This is a genomic window from Bradyrhizobium neotropicale (genome assembly GCF_001641695.1).
In the GTDB taxonomy this organism is placed as follows: domain Bacteria; phylum Pseudomonadota; class Alphaproteobacteria; order Rhizobiales; family Xanthobacteraceae; genus Bradyrhizobium; species Bradyrhizobium neotropicale.
This window is the reverse complement of sequence record NZ_LSEF01000024.1, coordinates 152396-167287: the sequence shown is the minus strand read 5'-3', so window position 1 is coordinate 167287 and position 14892 is coordinate 152396. Positions and strand designations below refer to the sequence as shown.

The 14892-nt window shown below is 64.8% G+C and carries 15 protein-coding genes; 6 read left to right on the top strand and 9 right to left on the bottom strand.

The genetic code is table 11. The features are described from left to right. Window positions 1-11: 11 nt before the first annotated feature. Window positions 12-293 (bottom strand): LexA family protein, encoded by a 282-nt coding sequence (locus tag AXW67_RS04030; protein ID WP_063675745.1) that lies wholly within the window; start codon window positions 291-293, stop codon window positions 12-14. Between the two features lie 38 nt (window positions 294-331). On the opposite strand from AXW67_RS04030, the gene AXW67_RS04025 reads away from it, so the two are divergent. From AXW67_RS04025 to AXW67_RS04010, 4 genes are all read left to right on the top strand, one after another. Then, window positions 332-1462 (top strand): IS630 family transposase, encoded by a 1131-nt coding sequence (locus tag AXW67_RS04025; RefSeq protein ID WP_063675747.1) that lies wholly within the window; start codon window positions 332-334, stop codon window positions 1460-1462. Between the two features lie 183 nt (window positions 1463-1645). After that, window positions 1646-2668 carry a TRAP transporter substrate-binding protein gene (locus tag AXW67_RS04020; protein WP_027555209.1) on the top strand — a complete coding sequence of 341 codons (1023 nt, stop codon included), beginning with the start codon at window positions 1646-1648 and terminating at the stop codon, window positions 2666-2668. Continuing rightward, window positions 2665-3219, top strand: coding sequence for a TRAP transporter small permease (locus AXW67_RS04015; RefSeq protein WP_063676779.1), 555 nt, complete (start codon window positions 2665-2667; stop codon window positions 3217-3219). Before AXW67_RS04020 ends, AXW67_RS04015 begins: the two co-directional genes overlap by 4 nt. Further along, entirely contained in the window at window positions 3216-4574 is a 1359-nt protein-coding gene (locus AXW67_RS04010; RefSeq protein ID WP_027555211.1) for a TRAP transporter large permease, read from the top strand. Before AXW67_RS04015 ends, AXW67_RS04010 begins: the two co-directional genes overlap by 4 nt. Before the next feature lie 100 nt (window positions 4575-4674). Here the strand turns inward: AXW67_RS04010 and AXW67_RS04005 are convergent, their stop codons facing one another. From AXW67_RS04005 to AXW67_RS03990, 4 genes are all read right to left on the bottom strand, one after another. Continuing rightward, complete coding sequence (locus tag AXW67_RS04005) at window positions 4675-5586, bottom strand: hydroxymethylglutaryl-CoA lyase (protein WP_063676795.1); 912 nt, start codon at window positions 5584-5586, stop codon at window positions 4675-4677. Next, the gene (locus AXW67_RS04000) at window positions 5586-7595 is read right to left on the bottom strand and encodes an acetyl/propionyl/methylcrotonyl-CoA carboxylase subunit alpha (protein ID WP_063676778.1); all 2010 of its coding nucleotides are present in this window, start codon (window positions 7593-7595) and stop codon (window positions 5586-5588) included. The genes AXW67_RS04005 and AXW67_RS04000 overlap by 1 nt, the downstream gene beginning before the upstream one ends. A gap of 4 nt (window positions 7596-7599) precedes the next feature. Then, complete coding sequence (locus AXW67_RS03995; protein ID WP_063676777.1) at window positions 7600-9204, bottom strand: carboxyl transferase domain-containing protein; 1605 nt, start codon at window positions 9202-9204, stop codon at window positions 7600-7602. Window positions 9205-9284: 80 nt separating this feature from the next. After that, on the bottom strand, window positions 9285-10412 hold the full coding sequence (locus tag AXW67_RS03990; protein ID WP_145927404.1) for an isovaleryl-CoA dehydrogenase: 1128 nt from the start codon (window positions 10410-10412) through the stop codon (window positions 9285-9287). 144 nt (window positions 10413-10556) lie between these two features. On the opposite strand from AXW67_RS03990, the gene AXW67_RS03985 reads away from it, so the two are divergent. Beyond that, a complete protein-coding gene (locus AXW67_RS03985) occupies window positions 10557-11585 on the top strand; it encodes an AraC family transcriptional regulator (RefSeq protein WP_063676776.1) in 1029 nt (342 codons plus the stop codon). A 101-nt stretch (window positions 11586-11686) separates the two neighbouring features. On the opposite strand, the gene AXW67_RS03980 is transcribed toward AXW67_RS03985, so the two are convergent. From AXW67_RS03980 to AXW67_RS03970, 3 genes are all read right to left on the bottom strand, one after another. Continuing rightward, window positions 11687-11974 carry a DUF3551 domain-containing protein gene (locus tag AXW67_RS03980; protein WP_027555217.1) on the bottom strand — a complete coding sequence of 96 codons (288 nt, stop codon included), beginning with the start codon at window positions 11972-11974 and terminating at the stop codon, window positions 11687-11689. A gap of 222 nt (window positions 11975-12196) precedes the next feature. Further along, on the bottom strand, window positions 12197-12691 hold the full coding sequence (locus AXW67_RS03975) for an Lrp/AsnC family transcriptional regulator (RefSeq protein ID WP_063676775.1): 495 nt from the start codon (window positions 12689-12691) through the stop codon (window positions 12197-12199). 105 nt (window positions 12692-12796) lie between these two features. After that, complete coding sequence (locus tag AXW67_RS03970; protein ID WP_063676774.1) at window positions 12797-13102, bottom strand: ETC complex I subunit; 306 nt, start codon at window positions 13100-13102, stop codon at window positions 12797-12799. Window positions 13103-13356: 254 nt separating this feature from the next. Here AXW67_RS03970 and AXW67_RS03965 point away from each other — a divergent pair, with 254 nt between their 5' ends. Continuing rightward, window positions 13357-14526 carry an OpgC domain-containing protein gene (locus tag AXW67_RS03965; protein ID WP_063676772.1) on the top strand — a complete coding sequence of 390 codons (1170 nt, stop codon included), beginning with the start codon at window positions 13357-13359 and terminating at the stop codon, window positions 14524-14526. A gap of 64 nt (window positions 14527-14590) precedes the next feature. On the opposite strand, the gene AXW67_RS03960 is transcribed toward AXW67_RS03965, so the two are convergent. Next, on the bottom strand, window positions 14591-14785 hold the full coding sequence (locus AXW67_RS03960; protein WP_063676771.1) for a hypothetical protein: 195 nt from the start codon (window positions 14783-14785) through the stop codon (window positions 14591-14593). Between the last annotated feature and the right edge of the window lie 107 nt (window positions 14786-14892).

Genomic DNA, 14892 nt, shown 5'->3' with positions numbered 1-14892 from the left:
CTAGTGGTTCATCACAGTGATTTTGACGTTTTGATACCGAGCCATCCGAGGATAGGCAACTTTTCGGGTGGCAAGAGGATCTCGATGCTTCGAGCGACGCCGGGCTGGCGACGAATGAACCCGTTGCGTTCGAGGGTGAGGATCATCTGGTGGACTGACGGCGGGCTGACGCGGAAATGCCGCTGGATGTCGGCCTCGGCGGGCGGCTGTCCGAACATGTACGAGTAGGTATGGATGAAAGCGAGATAGTGTCCCTGCTTCTCGGTGAAGTGCGCGCCTGATTTTTGACTCATAGCTGGATTCGTCCCGGCCTCCGACAAGGAGGCGAAGCATGAATGTACGTTATCGGGTCGAATTGAGCCAAGCCGAGCGGGACGAACTGACGGCAATGCTCGGCGGCGGCACGCATTCCGCCCGCAAACTCAAACGGGCTCAGATTGTGCTGGCGGCCGATTCAGGCAGCTGCGACGCGGAGATTGCCCGAACCGTCCGGGTCAGCCTTTCCACCGTCGGCCGGACCAAACGCCGTTTCGTAGAAGGCAATCTGGAGCGGGCCTTGAGTGAGGAGCCGCGTCCGGGCGCGGAACGCAAGCTGACAGGCAAGGAAGAGGCCCTGCTGGTGGCGACGGCATGCGCCAAGCCGCCCGCCGGCCGCAAACGCTGGACGCTGACATTGCTGGCCGACGCGATGGTCAAGCTCACCGATCACGCCAGCCTGTCGGGCGAGACCGTGCGCCGCCGGCTGGCCGACAACGACCTCAAGCCGTGGCGCCGGGATATGTGGTGCATTCCTCATGTCGACGGCGAATACGTCGCCCGGATGGAGGATGTGCTCGATCTCTACGCCGAGGCGCCGGATCCCGAGCGGCCCCTGGTTTGCTTCGACGAGACCCCAGTCCAGCTGATCGGCGAGGTACGCCAGCCGATCCCTGCCCAACCGGGACAGCGCGAGCGCTACGATTACGAATATCGCCGCAACGGTACCGTCAATCTCTTCGTCACCTTCGATCCGCATCGCGGCTGGCGCAATGTCAAGGTTACAGACCACCGCGCCGCGGTCGACTACGCGCACTGCATGCGCGAACTCGTCGACGTCCACTATCCCAATGCCGCCTGCATCCGTGTGGTGCAGGACAATCTGTCGATTCATACGGCCGGCGCGCTATATCAGGCATTTGCGCCTGCCGAGGCCCGTCGCATCCTGCGCCGCCTCGAGTTCCACTACACCCCGAAACACGCCAGCTGGCTCAATATGGTCGAGTGCGAGATCAGCGTGCTGCAGCGCCAGTGTCTCGGCCGTCGCATCGACGATCCCAAAAGGCTTCGAAAAGAAATCGCAGCATGGCAACGGCAGCGAAACAAGGCGCGAGACCGCATCAAATGGATGTTCACAACCGACAAAGCCCGCGCCAAACTCGGTCGCGCCTATCCAGTTGCCGCCAAAGAGTCAAAACCACTGTGATGAACCACTAGTGCCGCCCGGACCGAAGGGTGAGTGTGCAGCGCAGCATTACCCGCGACTTGCCGCCGCATTCGATCTGGAACTATCAGACTAGAGAATATCGGGTGAAAGACCGGCTAGGATGGGCCGCGCCGGTCTCATGACCCACCAATTCAAGCAAGAACCGTTCAAAGGGATTTATCCATGTTCACGCGTCGTCACCTGCTCGCGACCGCCGTCGCGGCACCCGCCATTCTCCGCTTCGGCATCGGCACCGCGCATGCCGCGACCACGCTGAAGATCTCGCATCAATTCCCGGGTGGCACGATCGACAAGGGCGATTTCCGCGACCGGCTCTGCCGCATGTTCGCAGCCGAAGTGGCCAAGCGCAGCAATGGCGACATCGCCGCCGAGATCTATCCGAACTCCTCGCTGATCAAGACCAATGCGCAGTTCTCCGCGATGCGCAAGGGCGCGCTCGACATCAGCCTCTATCCGATGCCTTATGCCGGTGGCGAGCTGCCGGAAACCAACATCGGCCTGATGCCCGGCCTCGTGACCACCTACGACCAGGGTCTGCGCTGGAAGAAGGAGCCGGTCGGCAAGGCACTGACCGACTTCCTCGCCGACAAGGGCATCATTTTGCTCTCCTGGGTCTGGCAAGCCGGCGGCGTCGCCAGCCGCTCCAAGCCGATCGTTGCGCCCGAGGACGCCAAGGGCATGAAGGTGCGCGGCGGCTCGCGCGAGATGGACATGGTGCTCCAGACCGCCGGCGCCTCGGTGCTGTCGGTGCCCTCGAACGAGATCTACGCGGCGATGCAGACCGGCGCGTGCGATGCCGGCATCACCTCCTCCACCAGCCTGATCTCGTTCCGCCTCGAAGAGGTGGCGAAATCACTGACCTCCGGCGCCGGCGCCTCCTACTGGTTCATGCTCGAGCCGCTGATGATGTCGAAGGCGATCTTCGACAAGCTGCCGAAGAACCATCAGGACATCCTGCTCGCCGTCGGCACCGAGCTCGAGGCCTTCGGCCGCAAGGGCGCGCAGGACGACGACGTCGAGGTCGCCAAGGTCTATGAGAAGGCCGGTGCCAAGGTCAGCGCGCTCGACGCCGCGACCGTCGGCAAGTGGCGCGACATCGCCCGCGATACCGCGTGGAAGGATTACGGCGCCAAGACCGCGACCGCGGCGAAGCTGCTCAAGCTCGCCTCCGACGTCTCAGCATGATCCACGGTCCGCTGCCGGATCGTGACGACCCGACGAGCGCTGCCGCCGGCAACAGCCCTGCGGCCGCGCTTGATCGCGCTCTCGCCATCCTCAACAACATCATCGTGGTGATTGCGGCGGTCGCGCTGGTCGCGGCCTGCGCGATCCTGAGCTACAGCGTGCTGAGCCGCGCCCTCTTCAAGGCCGCCAATTACTGGCAGGACGAGGCCGCCGTGTTCCTGCTGGTCGGCGCGACCTTCATGACGGCCGCCTATGTACAGCAGAATCGCGGCCATATCGGCATCGAAGCCTTCGTCGGCCTGTTGTCGCCGCTGGCAAACAGGATCCGGCTCTGGCTCGTCGATGCCGCGACGTTCCTGTTCTGCGCATTTTTCACCTGGAAATCCTGGACGCTGGCGCACGAGGCCTATGTCGACGGCCAGGTCTCGAACTCGATGTGGTCGCCGCCGCTCGCCATTCCCTACGCGCTGATGGCGCTCGGCATGAGCCTGCTCTGCGTGCAGATCATCGTGCAGCTTGCACTGCCCTTCACTGGAGCCAGGCGGACATGAGCGTCTTCGGTATCGGTCTCGCCTACGGGATCGCGACACTGGTCGTGATGTTCTCGGGCATGCCGATCGCGTTCGCGCTCGGCGCGGTCGCGGTCGTGTTCATGGGCATCTACATGCCGACCGCCTCCCTCGATACGGTGACGCAGAACGTCTACGAGGAAATGGCCTCGATCACGCTTTTGTCGATCCCGCTCTTCATCCTGAAGGGCGCCGCGATCGGCAAGTCGCGCGCCGGCCAGGACCTCTACTCGGCGCTGCACGCCTGGCTGCATCGCGTGCCGGGTGGCCTCGGCGTCGCCAACGTGTTCGCCTGCGCGCTGTTCGCGGCGATGGCGGGCTCCTCGCCCGCGACCTGCTCGGCGATCGGCTCGGCCGGCATCCCCGAGATGCGCAAGCGCGGCTATTCCGGCGGGTTTGCGGCCGGCATCATCGCCGCCGGCGGCACGCTCGGCATTCTGCTGCCGCCCTCGATCACCATGATCCTGTTCGCGGTGGCGGCGGAGAAATCGCTCGGCCGCCTGTTCCTCGCCGGAATCGGTCCGGGCCTGCTGCTGGTCAGCCTGTTCGGCGCCTATGCCGTGATCCGATTCCGCCGGGAATATGCCGCAGCCGAAGCGATCTACAAGAACGGCGGGCCCGAGGCGCCGATCCTGACCCGCGACGAGTACACGCTCGCCGAGCGCTTCAGCGTGCTGCCGCGCGTCATCCCCTTCGTGCTGCTGCTGACCGGCGTCATGATCGCGCTCTATGGCGGCTACGCCACGCCCTCGGAAACCGCAGGTCTCGGCGGCCTCCTGGCGCTGGCCCTGATCGCGATGATTTACGGCGTGTGGCGGCCGAGCGATCTCGGCCCCATCATGCGGTCGACCATCCGGGAATCGACCATGCTGATGATGATCATCGGCATGTCCCTGCTCTATTCCTATGTGATGAGCTACCTGCACATCTCGCAGTCGGCAGCCGAATCCATCGTCGCGATGCACCTGCCGCGCTGGGGCCTGTTGTTCGCCATCCTAGCCATGGTGATCGTGCTCGGCTTCTTCCTGCCGCCGGTCTCGATCATCCTGATGACGGCACCGATCATCCTGCCGCCGCTCCGCGCCGCCAATTTCGACATCATCTGGTTCGGCGTCGTCATGACCATCGTGATGGAGATGGGGCTGATCCACCCGCCTGTCGGCCTCAACATCTTCGTCATTCGCAACGTCGCGCCCGACATCTCCTTGAGCGAGGTGATCTGGGGCACGCTGCCCTTCGTGCTATTGATGATGGCGGCAGTGCTGCTGCTCTGCTTCGTGCCGGAGATATCGACTTGGCTGCCGGATCTGGTGATGGGGGCAGACGGGAGCAGGTGACGACGCCGTAGGGTGGGTTAGCCGAAGGCGTAACCCACCTCTTCTGTCGACGTGGTGAGAAAAGTGGTGGGTTACGCTTCGCTAACCCACCCTACGATTCCTACGAAGTCGCTCGCTTCTTCTTTGCGTTCAGCGCTGTCGCCACGCGGCTCGCCGGCGGCCGGCCGAGCAGACGGCTGATCTCGTTCGTCGCCGCCAGCAGCTTCTCCATGTCGATGCCGGTGCTGATGCCCATGCCCTCGAGCATGTAGACGACATCCTCGGTGGCGACATTGCCGGTGGCGCCGGGGGCGTAGGGACAGCCGCCGAGCCCGCCGGCGGCGGAATCGATGACGCGGACGCCCTCCTCCATGCCGGCATAGAGATTTGCGAGCGCCTGGCCGTAGGTGTCGTGGAAGTGCATCGCGAGATGGGCGGCGGGAATGCTCGCGCTGACTGCGCGCAGCATCTCCTTCGCCTTGGTCGGCGTGCCGACGCCGATGGTGTCGCCGAGCGAGATCTCGTAGCAGCCGAGGTCCCATAGCGTGCCAGCGAGATCGGCGACCGCCTTCGGCTTGATTTCGCCGTCGAACGGGCAGCCCAGCACGCAGGAAATATAACCGCGCACCTTGACGCCGTCGGTCCTGGCACGCGCCATCACTGGCTTGAACCGCTCGATGGACTCGGCGACCGAGCAGTTGATGTTGGCACGGGAGAAGCCCTCGGACGCTGCCGCGAATACGGAGACGACCTTGGCGCCAGCGGCGCGCGCGGCCTCGTAGCCTTTTTCGTTCGGCACCAGCACGTGGAATTCTGCGCCCTCGATGTGGCTCACGCCGCGCAGCACGGCATCGGAGCTCGCCATCTGCGGGATGGCCTTGGCCGAGACGAAGGCGCCGACCTCGACCGTATTCAGGCCGGCAGCAACCAGCGCCTCGACAAAGGCGATGCGGGCCTCGACGCTGACGGGCGTCTTCTCGTTCTGGAGGCCGTCGCGCGGCCCCATTTCGATGATGCGGACCGGATCGCTCATCATTCTTCCTCGCCCGACGGCTCGACCACGGCCAGTTCGACACCTTCCTGCACGATGTCGCCGACCTTGCACTTGATCGCCTTCAAGACGCCCGCGAACGGCGCGCGCAGCGTCTGCTCCATCTTCATCACTTCCAGGGTGAGGATCGGCGCACCCTTCTCGAGCTTCGCCCCCTCTTCCGCGAGTACGGCAACGACCGTGCCCGGCAACGGCGCCGCGATCTTGTCCTCGCCAACATGCTCCTCGCTCTCGCCGCCGAACGGGTCGACCCAGTGCAGGTCGAAGCGGCCGTTGCGGGTGCGCAAATAGAGCTCGTGGCCGTCGATCACGGCCGCGACCAGCGATTTGACGCCGTCGAGCGTGAGATCGAAGCCCCCCTCTCTCGGCGTGATCGCGAAGGCGAGCTCGCGCTCGCCGACGACGAGGGTCGACGGGCCGCCGCCGTAGTTCAGCGCGATCTTCTGCTCGGCCCCATGGCCGACGCGGAAGGCGAAACTGCGCTGACGCCGGCCGACCGGCATCCAGCCAAAGGTCTGCCAGGGCGAACTCGCATCCGCCTGCGCGGCCTGGCGTTCCTCATTGACGATCGCGGCCACGGCGGCACAGAGCTCGAGCTCGCCGGGCACGGTGGCGGCCGGCGTCAAAACCGCCAGCTCGCGTTCGATGAAGCCGGTGTCGACCGCGTTGGTCCGCACCTTCGGATGCGTCATCAGCGCCGACAGGAACGGAATGTTGGTGACGATGCCGCGGACATCGGAATCTTCGAGCCCGCGGTTCAGCCGCTCGATCGCGACATCCCGGGTCGGGGCCCACGCGATCATCTTGGCCAGCATCGCGTCGTAATAGGGCGAGACGCTGTCGCCCTCCCGATAGCCGGCGTCGATACGCAGGCCCCCGGTCTCTTTCGGCAAACGCCAGGTCGAGATCCTGCCGACCGACGGCATGAAGTTCTTGGTCGGGTTTTCAGCGTAGACACGCGCCTCGATGGCGTGGCCGTTGAGCCGGAGCTCGTCCTGCTTGAGCGGCAACGCCTCGCCGAAGGCGACGCGCAACTGCCACTCGACGAGGTCGATCCCGGTGATCAATTCCGTCACGGGATGCTCGACCTGGAGGCGGGTGTTCATCTCGATGAAGAACACGTCCTTGCCGTCGGAGACGAATTCGATGGTGCCAGCACCGACATAGTTCACAGCCCCGGCCGCCTTGCGCGCGGCCGCGCAGACGGTCTCGCGCTGGGCGGCGTTGAGCGTCGGCGACGGAGCCTCCTCGATCACCTTCTGGTGCCGGCGCTGCAGCGTGCATTCGCGCTCGAACAGCGACAAGAGATTACCGTGGCTGTCGCCGATCACCTGCACCTCGATGTGCCGGGGATTGTCGACATATTTCTCGATCAGCATGGTGTCGTCGCCGAACGCGGCTTTCGCCTCGCGCTTGGCGCTGACGATCGCGGGGCCGAGTTCAGCCGCCGAGCGCACGATGCGCATGCCGCGGCCGCCGCCACCGGCCGAGGCCTTGACCAGCACGGGGAAACCGATCTTCTCGGCCGCCTTCGCCAGCGTCGCCTCGTCCTGGGCCTCGCCGTGATAGCCCGGCACCAGCGGCACCCCGGCCTTCTCCATCAGCGCCTTGGAGCCCGACTTCGAGCCCATCGCCGTCATCATCCCGGCGGTAGGGCCGACGAAGACCAATCCGGCGTCCAGGCAGGCCCGCGCGAACTCGGCATTTTCCGACAGGAAGCCGTAGCCGGGATGCACGGCCTCAGCGCCGGTCTTCCGCGCTGCTTCGATCAGCCGCTCGACATTGAGATAGCTGTCGCGCGCCCGCGCGGGCCCGAGCAGCACGGCCTCGTCGGCGAGCGCGACATGCATCGCATCGCGGTCGGCCTCGGAATAGACGGCGACGGTGCGCAGGCCCATGGCGCGGGCGGTGCGGATCACGCGGCAGGCGATCTCGCCACGATTGGCGATCAGGAGCGTGCGAAAGCGCCGATAGAGGTTTGAGCGGTCCATCGCATCACATCCTGAACAGGCCGAATTTCGTCGGTTCGATCGGCGCGTTCGACGCCGCCGAGAGGCCGAGGCCGAGCACGAGCCGGGTGTCGGCCGGGTCGATCACGCCGTCGTCCCACAGCCGCGCGGTGGCATAATAGGGATGGCCCTGGCTCTCATATTGCGCGCGGATGGGGCTGCGGAATTTCTCTTCCTCTTCCTTCGACCAGCTATCGCCCTTGGCCTCGATGTTGTCGCGCCGGACCTGGCTCAGCACCATGGACGCCTGCTCGCCGCCCATCACGGAAATGCGCGCGTTCGGCCACATCCAGAGGAAGCGCGGGCTGTAGGCGCGCCCGCACATGCCGTAATTGCCGGCGCCGTAGGAGCCGCCGATCACGACGGTGAATTTCGGTACCGATGCGGTTGCAACCGCCGTGACGAGCTTGGCGCCATCGCGCGCGATGCCGCCGGCCTCGTATTTCTTGCCGACCATGAAGCCGGTGATGTTCTGCAAGAACACCAGTGGAATGCCGCGCTGGCAGCACAGCTCGATGAAATGCGCGCCCTTCAGCGAGCTCTCGCTGAACAGGATGCCGTTGTTGGCGATGATGCCGACCGGGAAACCCCAGATATGGGCGAAACCGCAGACCAGCGTCGTGCCGTAGAGCTTCTTGAACTCGTCGAACTCGGAGCCGTCGACGATGCGGGCGATGATGTCGCGCACATCGAACGGCTTTCTGCCATCGACCGGCACGACACCGTAAATCTCCTCGGCCGCAAACAACGGTTCGCGCGGCGGATGCATGTTGAGGTTCGGGCGCGTCGACGGTTTCAGCGTCCCAACGATGCGCCGGGCAATGCCGATCGCATGGGCATCGTTCTGCGCGTAGTGATCGGTCACACCGGACTGGCGCGAATGCACGTCGGCGCCGCCGAGTTCTTCCGCGCTCACCACCTCGCCGGTTGCGGCCTTCACCAGCGGCGGGCCGCCGAGGAAGATGGTGCCCTGGTTGCGCACGATGATGCTCTCGTCCGACATTGCCGGCACATAGGCGCCGCCGGCGGTGCAGGAACCCATCACGATTGCGATCTGCGGGATGCCCTGCGAGGACATCTGCGCCTGGTTGAAGAAGATGCGGCCGAAATGCCGCTCGTCCGGGAAGATCTCGTCCTGAAGCGGCAGGAAAGCGCCGCCGGAATCGACCATGTAGACGCAGGGCAGATTGTTCTGCCGCGCAATGTCCTGCGCGCGCAGATGCTTCTTCACGGTCATCGGGTAGTAGGTGCCGCCCTTGATGGTTGCGTCGTTGGCGACGATCACGCATTCGCGGCCCGAGATACGCCCGACGCCGGTCACGATGCTCGCCGAATGCACGTCGCCGCCATAGAGGCCGTAGGCCGCGAGCGGCGACAGCTCCAGGAACGATGTGCCGGGGTCGACCAGCAGGTCGACGCGCTGGCGCGCCAGCATCTTGCCGCGCGCGGTGTGGCGGTTGCGCGAGGCCTCGCCGCCGCCGCCGGCCACTTGGCTCAGCTTTTCGCGCAGATCGGCGACGAGCGTGCGCATGGCTTCGGCATTGCGGGCGAAATCGGATGACGATGGATCGATGCTGGAATGGAGCGGCATGTGGTCCCGCGCTTCTGGTGACGTGGTGAGAGGCCGCGACAGGTTGAACCAGTTTCGCGGCAATTCCAATTGCGTGGAGCCTAAGCCGTCTCCGCCATCAGCTCGCGGCCGATCAGCATGCGGCGGATCTCCGAGGTGCCGGCGCCGATCTCATAGAGCTTGGCATCGCGCCACAGCCGTCCCGTGGGGAATTCACTGGTATAGCCGACGCCGCCGAGCGCCTGGATCGCCTCGCCCGCCATCCACGTTGCCTTCTCGGCGGAATAGAGGATCGCGGCAGCCGCGTCCTTGCGTAAACTGCGGGCGTGCTCGGCACGATCGCAGGCGCGCCCCACGGCGTAGACATAGGCGCGCGTGGCCTGCCAGGTCGAATACATATCGGCGAGCTTGCCCTGCATGAGCTGGAAGTCGCCGATCGGCTGGCCGAACTGCTTGCGCTCGTGCATGTAGGGCACGACCGCGTCCATGCAGGCCGCCATGATGCCGAGCGGGCCGCCGGAGAGCACCGCCCGCTCATAGTCGAGGCCCGACATCAGCACCTTGACGCCCTCGCCTACGCCGCCGATCACGTTCTCTTCCGGCACCTCGCACTCGTCGAAGAACAGCGGATAGGTGTTGGAGCCGCGCATGCCGAGCTTGTCGAGATGCTGGCCGTGGGTGAAGCCTTTGAAGCCCTTCTCGATGAGAAACGCGGTCATCCCGCGCGGGCCGGCGTCGGGATCGGTCTTGGCGTAGACGACGAGCACGTCGGCATCACCGCCATTGGTGATCCACATCTTCGAGCCGTTCAGTACGTAGCGGTCGCCGCGCTTGTCGCCACGCAGCTTCATCGAGACCACGTCCGATCCGGCGCCGGGCTCGGACATCGCCAGCGCGCCGACATACTCGCCGGAGATCAGTTTCGGCAGATAGCGCTGCCGCTGTGCCTCGCTGCCGTTGCGGCGGATCTGGTTGACGCAGAGGTTGGAATGGGCGCCGTAGGAGAGCCCCACCGCGGCCGAGCCCCGCGAAATCTCCTCCATGGCGACGATGTGGGCGAGATAGCCCATGTTCGAGCCGCCATATTGCTCGGGGGCCGTCATGCCGAGCAGGCCGAGGTCGCCCAGGCGCTTCCAGAGGTCTGCCGGGAACAGATTGGCCTTCTCGATCTCAGCGGCGCGGGGCGCGACCTCCGCTTCCACGAAAGCGCGCACCGTGTCGCGCAGCATGGAGACATCTTCGCCCAGATCGAAGTCGATGCTAGGGATATTCAAGGCGATTCCTCCGTTCTTATCGGCCCGACCCTACCCCCGACCGGGCGCCGCTTCGGTCTAAAAGGTTGCATTTTCCGCCAAGTTTGGCGAGGATTTTCCATGCCTTTTCAAGCCGCGACCGCGACGCCCCGCCGCGCCATGACGCCCGCCGCCTTCGTCCGCGGCGTCGTCGCGGCCTACGACCGCTACGGACGCGATCCAACCGATGCCCTCGGCAAGGGCCAGGTCACGGCAGATCTCGTCAAATCGGCGGATGGGAGGGTGACGGCCGCCCAGTTCGAGACGCTGGCGGGCCATGCCATGCGCGAACTCGACGACGAAGCGCTCGGCTGGTTCTCGCGCCGCCTGCCCTGGGGCAGCTACGGCATGCTGTGCCGCGCCTCGATCACCGCGCCCAATCTCGAGGTCGCGCTCAAGCGCTGGTGCCGTCATCACCGCCTGCTGACCGAAGACGTGCTGTTCGAACTCTTGATCGGACCCGAGACCGCAACCGTCTCAATACGCGAGCTGCGCGACCTCGGCGCCTGCCGCGAGTTCTGCCTCGTCACCCTGCTGCGCTACGTGCTTGGTTTTTCGTGCTGGGCCGTCGATTCCGCGATCGCGCTCCGCGAAGCGGAGTTTCCCTTTCCCGAGCCGCTCCACGTCTCGGTCTATCCGACCATCTTCTGCAAGACGGTCCGCTTCGGCGCGGACTGCGCCAGCATCGTGTTCGACAAGCACTATCTTTCGCTGCCGCTCACCCGCAGCGCCGGCGACCTCGACACAATGCTGAAGGGCGCGCTGCGGCTGACGGTGCTGCCTTATCGGCGCGACCGGCTCCTGGTGGAACGCGTCCGTCGCGTTCTTCGCAACGCGCGCGGCCGCATTCTGGGCGCGGAGGACGTCGCGAGCGAGCTGGCGCTCTCGACCCGCACCATGCATCGCCGCCTGCGCGAGGAATCGACCTCGCTGCGCGACTTGAAGGAAGAGGCCAAGCTCGAGCTCGCCAAGCAGGAGTTGATGCGCGGCCGGGTGCCGATCAAGCGGATCGCCGAGCTTGCCGGCTTCCGCAATGAAAAGAGCTTTTCCCGCGCCTTCCGAACCTGGACCGGCGCTTCGCCGCGTGAGTTTCGCGACAGATATCGTTGAGCCGCGCGCACGCTGGCAATTGTTGCAGTCGTCATGCTTTTGCGGCCTCCGAGCGCAAACTCGGAGGCCGCAATGTTTCGAAACCGATCTCGATCCGAGTGTTAGTTCGCGTTGGACCGAAGCTTGGTGCGCGACTGCGACTGCTTCGGCTGATATGCGAGAGAGTCGTTCGTGCTCTTCGCGCCGCCGCTCTGCGAACACGATCCGCCGATGCCGGCGGCTGCAGACTTGCAGGCTTCCATCGTCGGATAGCCGCAGCCATGAGCGGCCTGGGCGCCATTCGTGATGCAGAAATCGTCTGCACGGGCGGCGGGCGCCGTCACCATGAGAAACGCGGACGCAAACAGCGTCGCCGCAGAGGCGAGAAACATCTTCGAGGTCGAGGTCATGTTGTCTTTCCTGAGTCAGGGTCCCACAAATCGTCCTCGGCGTGCGGCGCACGCCGAGCTCACACCGCGGATGTAGGGACACGATCAGGGTCGACAATCAGGGAGCGCTGCATTGCAGCACTTCCCAAATCACATGTCACAGTTAGGTGACTGACTCATGTAACTGCATCACATGCGGGGTAACCGATAACGAGGTGATCCATTCCTTGGGTTCTGCTGGGTCTAGCCCGCCGGCGCAAACTCGGCGGCCTCCAGCACCGGCAACGGCACATCCTTCGCCACTCCCAGCACCGGAAAGCTGCGGACGGTCTTCACGTTCGGCATCGCCGCGAAATGCAGCAGCTGCTGGCGCATGCTCTCGACGCTGGGCGCGACGCATTTCAGGAGATAGTCGGTGTCACCCGAAATCCGCCAGCACTGCTGGATGCGCGGGATCGCTGCGATAGAGCCCTCGAAGGCCTCCAGCACCGGCTGGGCCTGGCTGCCGAGCTGGATGGCGACGAATGACACGACCTCGTAGCCAAGCAGCCGCTCGTCGATGACGGCGCGGATCGCCCGGATGACGCCGCTGCCGAACAGGGCCTTCAACCGCCGCAGGCAGTTGGGCGCGGACACGCCGACGCGAAGCGCGAGCTCGTTGTTGCGGACACGCCCGTCCTGCTGCAGCTCGGATAGTATCTTCAGATCGACGCCGTCGAGCTGGTGTCGCCCGGCCATACCCACCTCGTCATGGTCCTGTCATGCCTCGCAAGAGCCAAGCACGGGGCGAAATGGCTGCCAAGGGCTGTCGGGCCGAGGTGGACGCGGCCCAATGGGTCCAGGTCAGTGGGTCCAGGGCTCGCCGCGGCGGAAGGAGAAGTTGTCGGCGTAGGCGACCGGCCGGCGCTGGGACTCCTTGGGCTCGATCACCTGGTAGGCGATGCCCTTGCGCTCGCAATAGGCGATCGCCTCCTCCTTGGTGAGGAAGCGCAGCGTGATCTGCTGCTTCATGTCGGCCGACGAGGTCCAGCCCATCAGCGGCTCGACCGCCCGCGGCTGCTCCGGCTCGTAGTCGAGCTGCCATTCCCGGGTCTTGGACTTGCCCGATTGCATCGCGTTTTTGGCAGGCTTAAAAATGCGTGCGGTCATTGGTCGGCCGGGTCCCTTGCGTCATTTTCGTTCGATTTCGATGCGTCACGGTAGCAATTGGTGGAAACCGCGGGGATAATATAGAGACACCTATCGGGAACTGATTGGTGATTCCGCCCCTGGGTAACCTAGCCGACGGGTATAGTCATTATGCTGCGCCGTGACAATTGCGTACCCGCCTTCGTCGGGGTCCCGCCCGGCATCAGCGCCCCGCCGACGCCTGCGTATCTGTCCTTTTCGAAAGCTCCCGTCGCATGGCCTTCCTGAACATCAGTGCAACGCTCCCGGAAAAGGGACGCGACCTGCGCCTCGATCTGTTTCGCGGCGTCGCGAACTGGGCGATCTTCCTCGACCACATCCCCGACAACGTCGTGAACTGGATCACGACGCGCAATTATGGCTTCAGCGACGCCGCCGACCTGTTCGTCTTCATTTCCGGTTACACCGCGTCCTTCGTCTACGCACGGATGATGCTGGAGCGCGGCTTCATCGTCGGCGCCACCCGTCTCACCAAACGCGTCTGGCAGCTCTACGTCGCCCACATCATCCTGTTCGTGATCTACATCGCCTCGATCAGCTACCTGGCGCTGCGCTTCGGCGATTCGGAGATGATCAACGAATTCAACGTGGCCGGTCTCGTCGACAACGCCACCGAGACCTTGCGGCAGGGCCTGTTCCTGCGCTTCAAGCCGCTCAATCTCGACGTGCTGCCACTCTACATCGTGCTGATGGGCCTGTTTCCGCCCGTGCTCTGGTTCATGCTGCGCAAGCCGGACCTGACGATGGCGCTGTCCATCGTGCTGTGGCTGAGCGCGCGTCATTTCGGCTGGAATCTGACCGCCTATCCGGCCGGCCAATGGTACTTCAACCCCTATTGCTGGCAGGTGCTGTTCGTGTTCGGCGCCTGGTGCGCGATGGGCGGCGCGCGGCGCTCGATGGGGCTGATCAATTCGCAGATCACGCTCTGGCTCTGCCTTGCCTATCTCCTGTTCGCGCTGATCATGACCATGGCCGGCCGCTTCCCGAGCCTCGGCGCCATGTTCCCCGAATGGCTGTTCTCGGCGTTCAATCCGAACGACAAGACCAACCTCGCGCCCTACCGCTTCATCCATTTCGCCGTGATCGTGATCTTGGTGATCCGCTTCGTGCCGAAGGACTGGCCGGGCCTGGAGTGGAAGGTGTTCGATCCCTTGATCGTGTGCGGCCAGCAGTCGCTCGCCGTGTTCTGCGTCGGCGTGTTCCTGTCCTTCGTCGGCCATTTCGAACTGTCGATGAGCTCGGGCTCGCTGTTTGCGCAGATCTTCGTCAGCGTCGCCGGCATCGCGATCATGACGACGGTCGCCTACTACATCTCCTGGTCGAAGCGGCAGGACAAGCCGCTGAAGCCGGCCGCCCCCAAGCCGACGCCAGCAAAGGCCGGCTGAGCTGCCGAACCGGCGCGGCCGCGCCGGTCCAATCGCCCGCGAACAGCCGAACGGCCGTAGCGGTTCAGGCGGCCTCTTCGTCACTGTACTCGGTGAACTTCTTGTAGATCCAGTCGCGACCGTCGTGCCGGCGCCAGACCTTGCCGAACACCAGTTGCCCGTTGATCGAGCGCCTCGGCACGATCACGGTCCAGAGGTGCCAGATCTCGGTCCAGCCGGACCGGGGACGGAGCTTTCCAGAGTTCGGATCGAAAACCATAGCTGACAACTCGCGCGAAACGAAACGCCGCGACGAATGTGATCTCGAGTGAGCCGGGTTGGCACCCATGGTCGCGAACCGTGACGAGTGATAACGCGCGCGAGAGC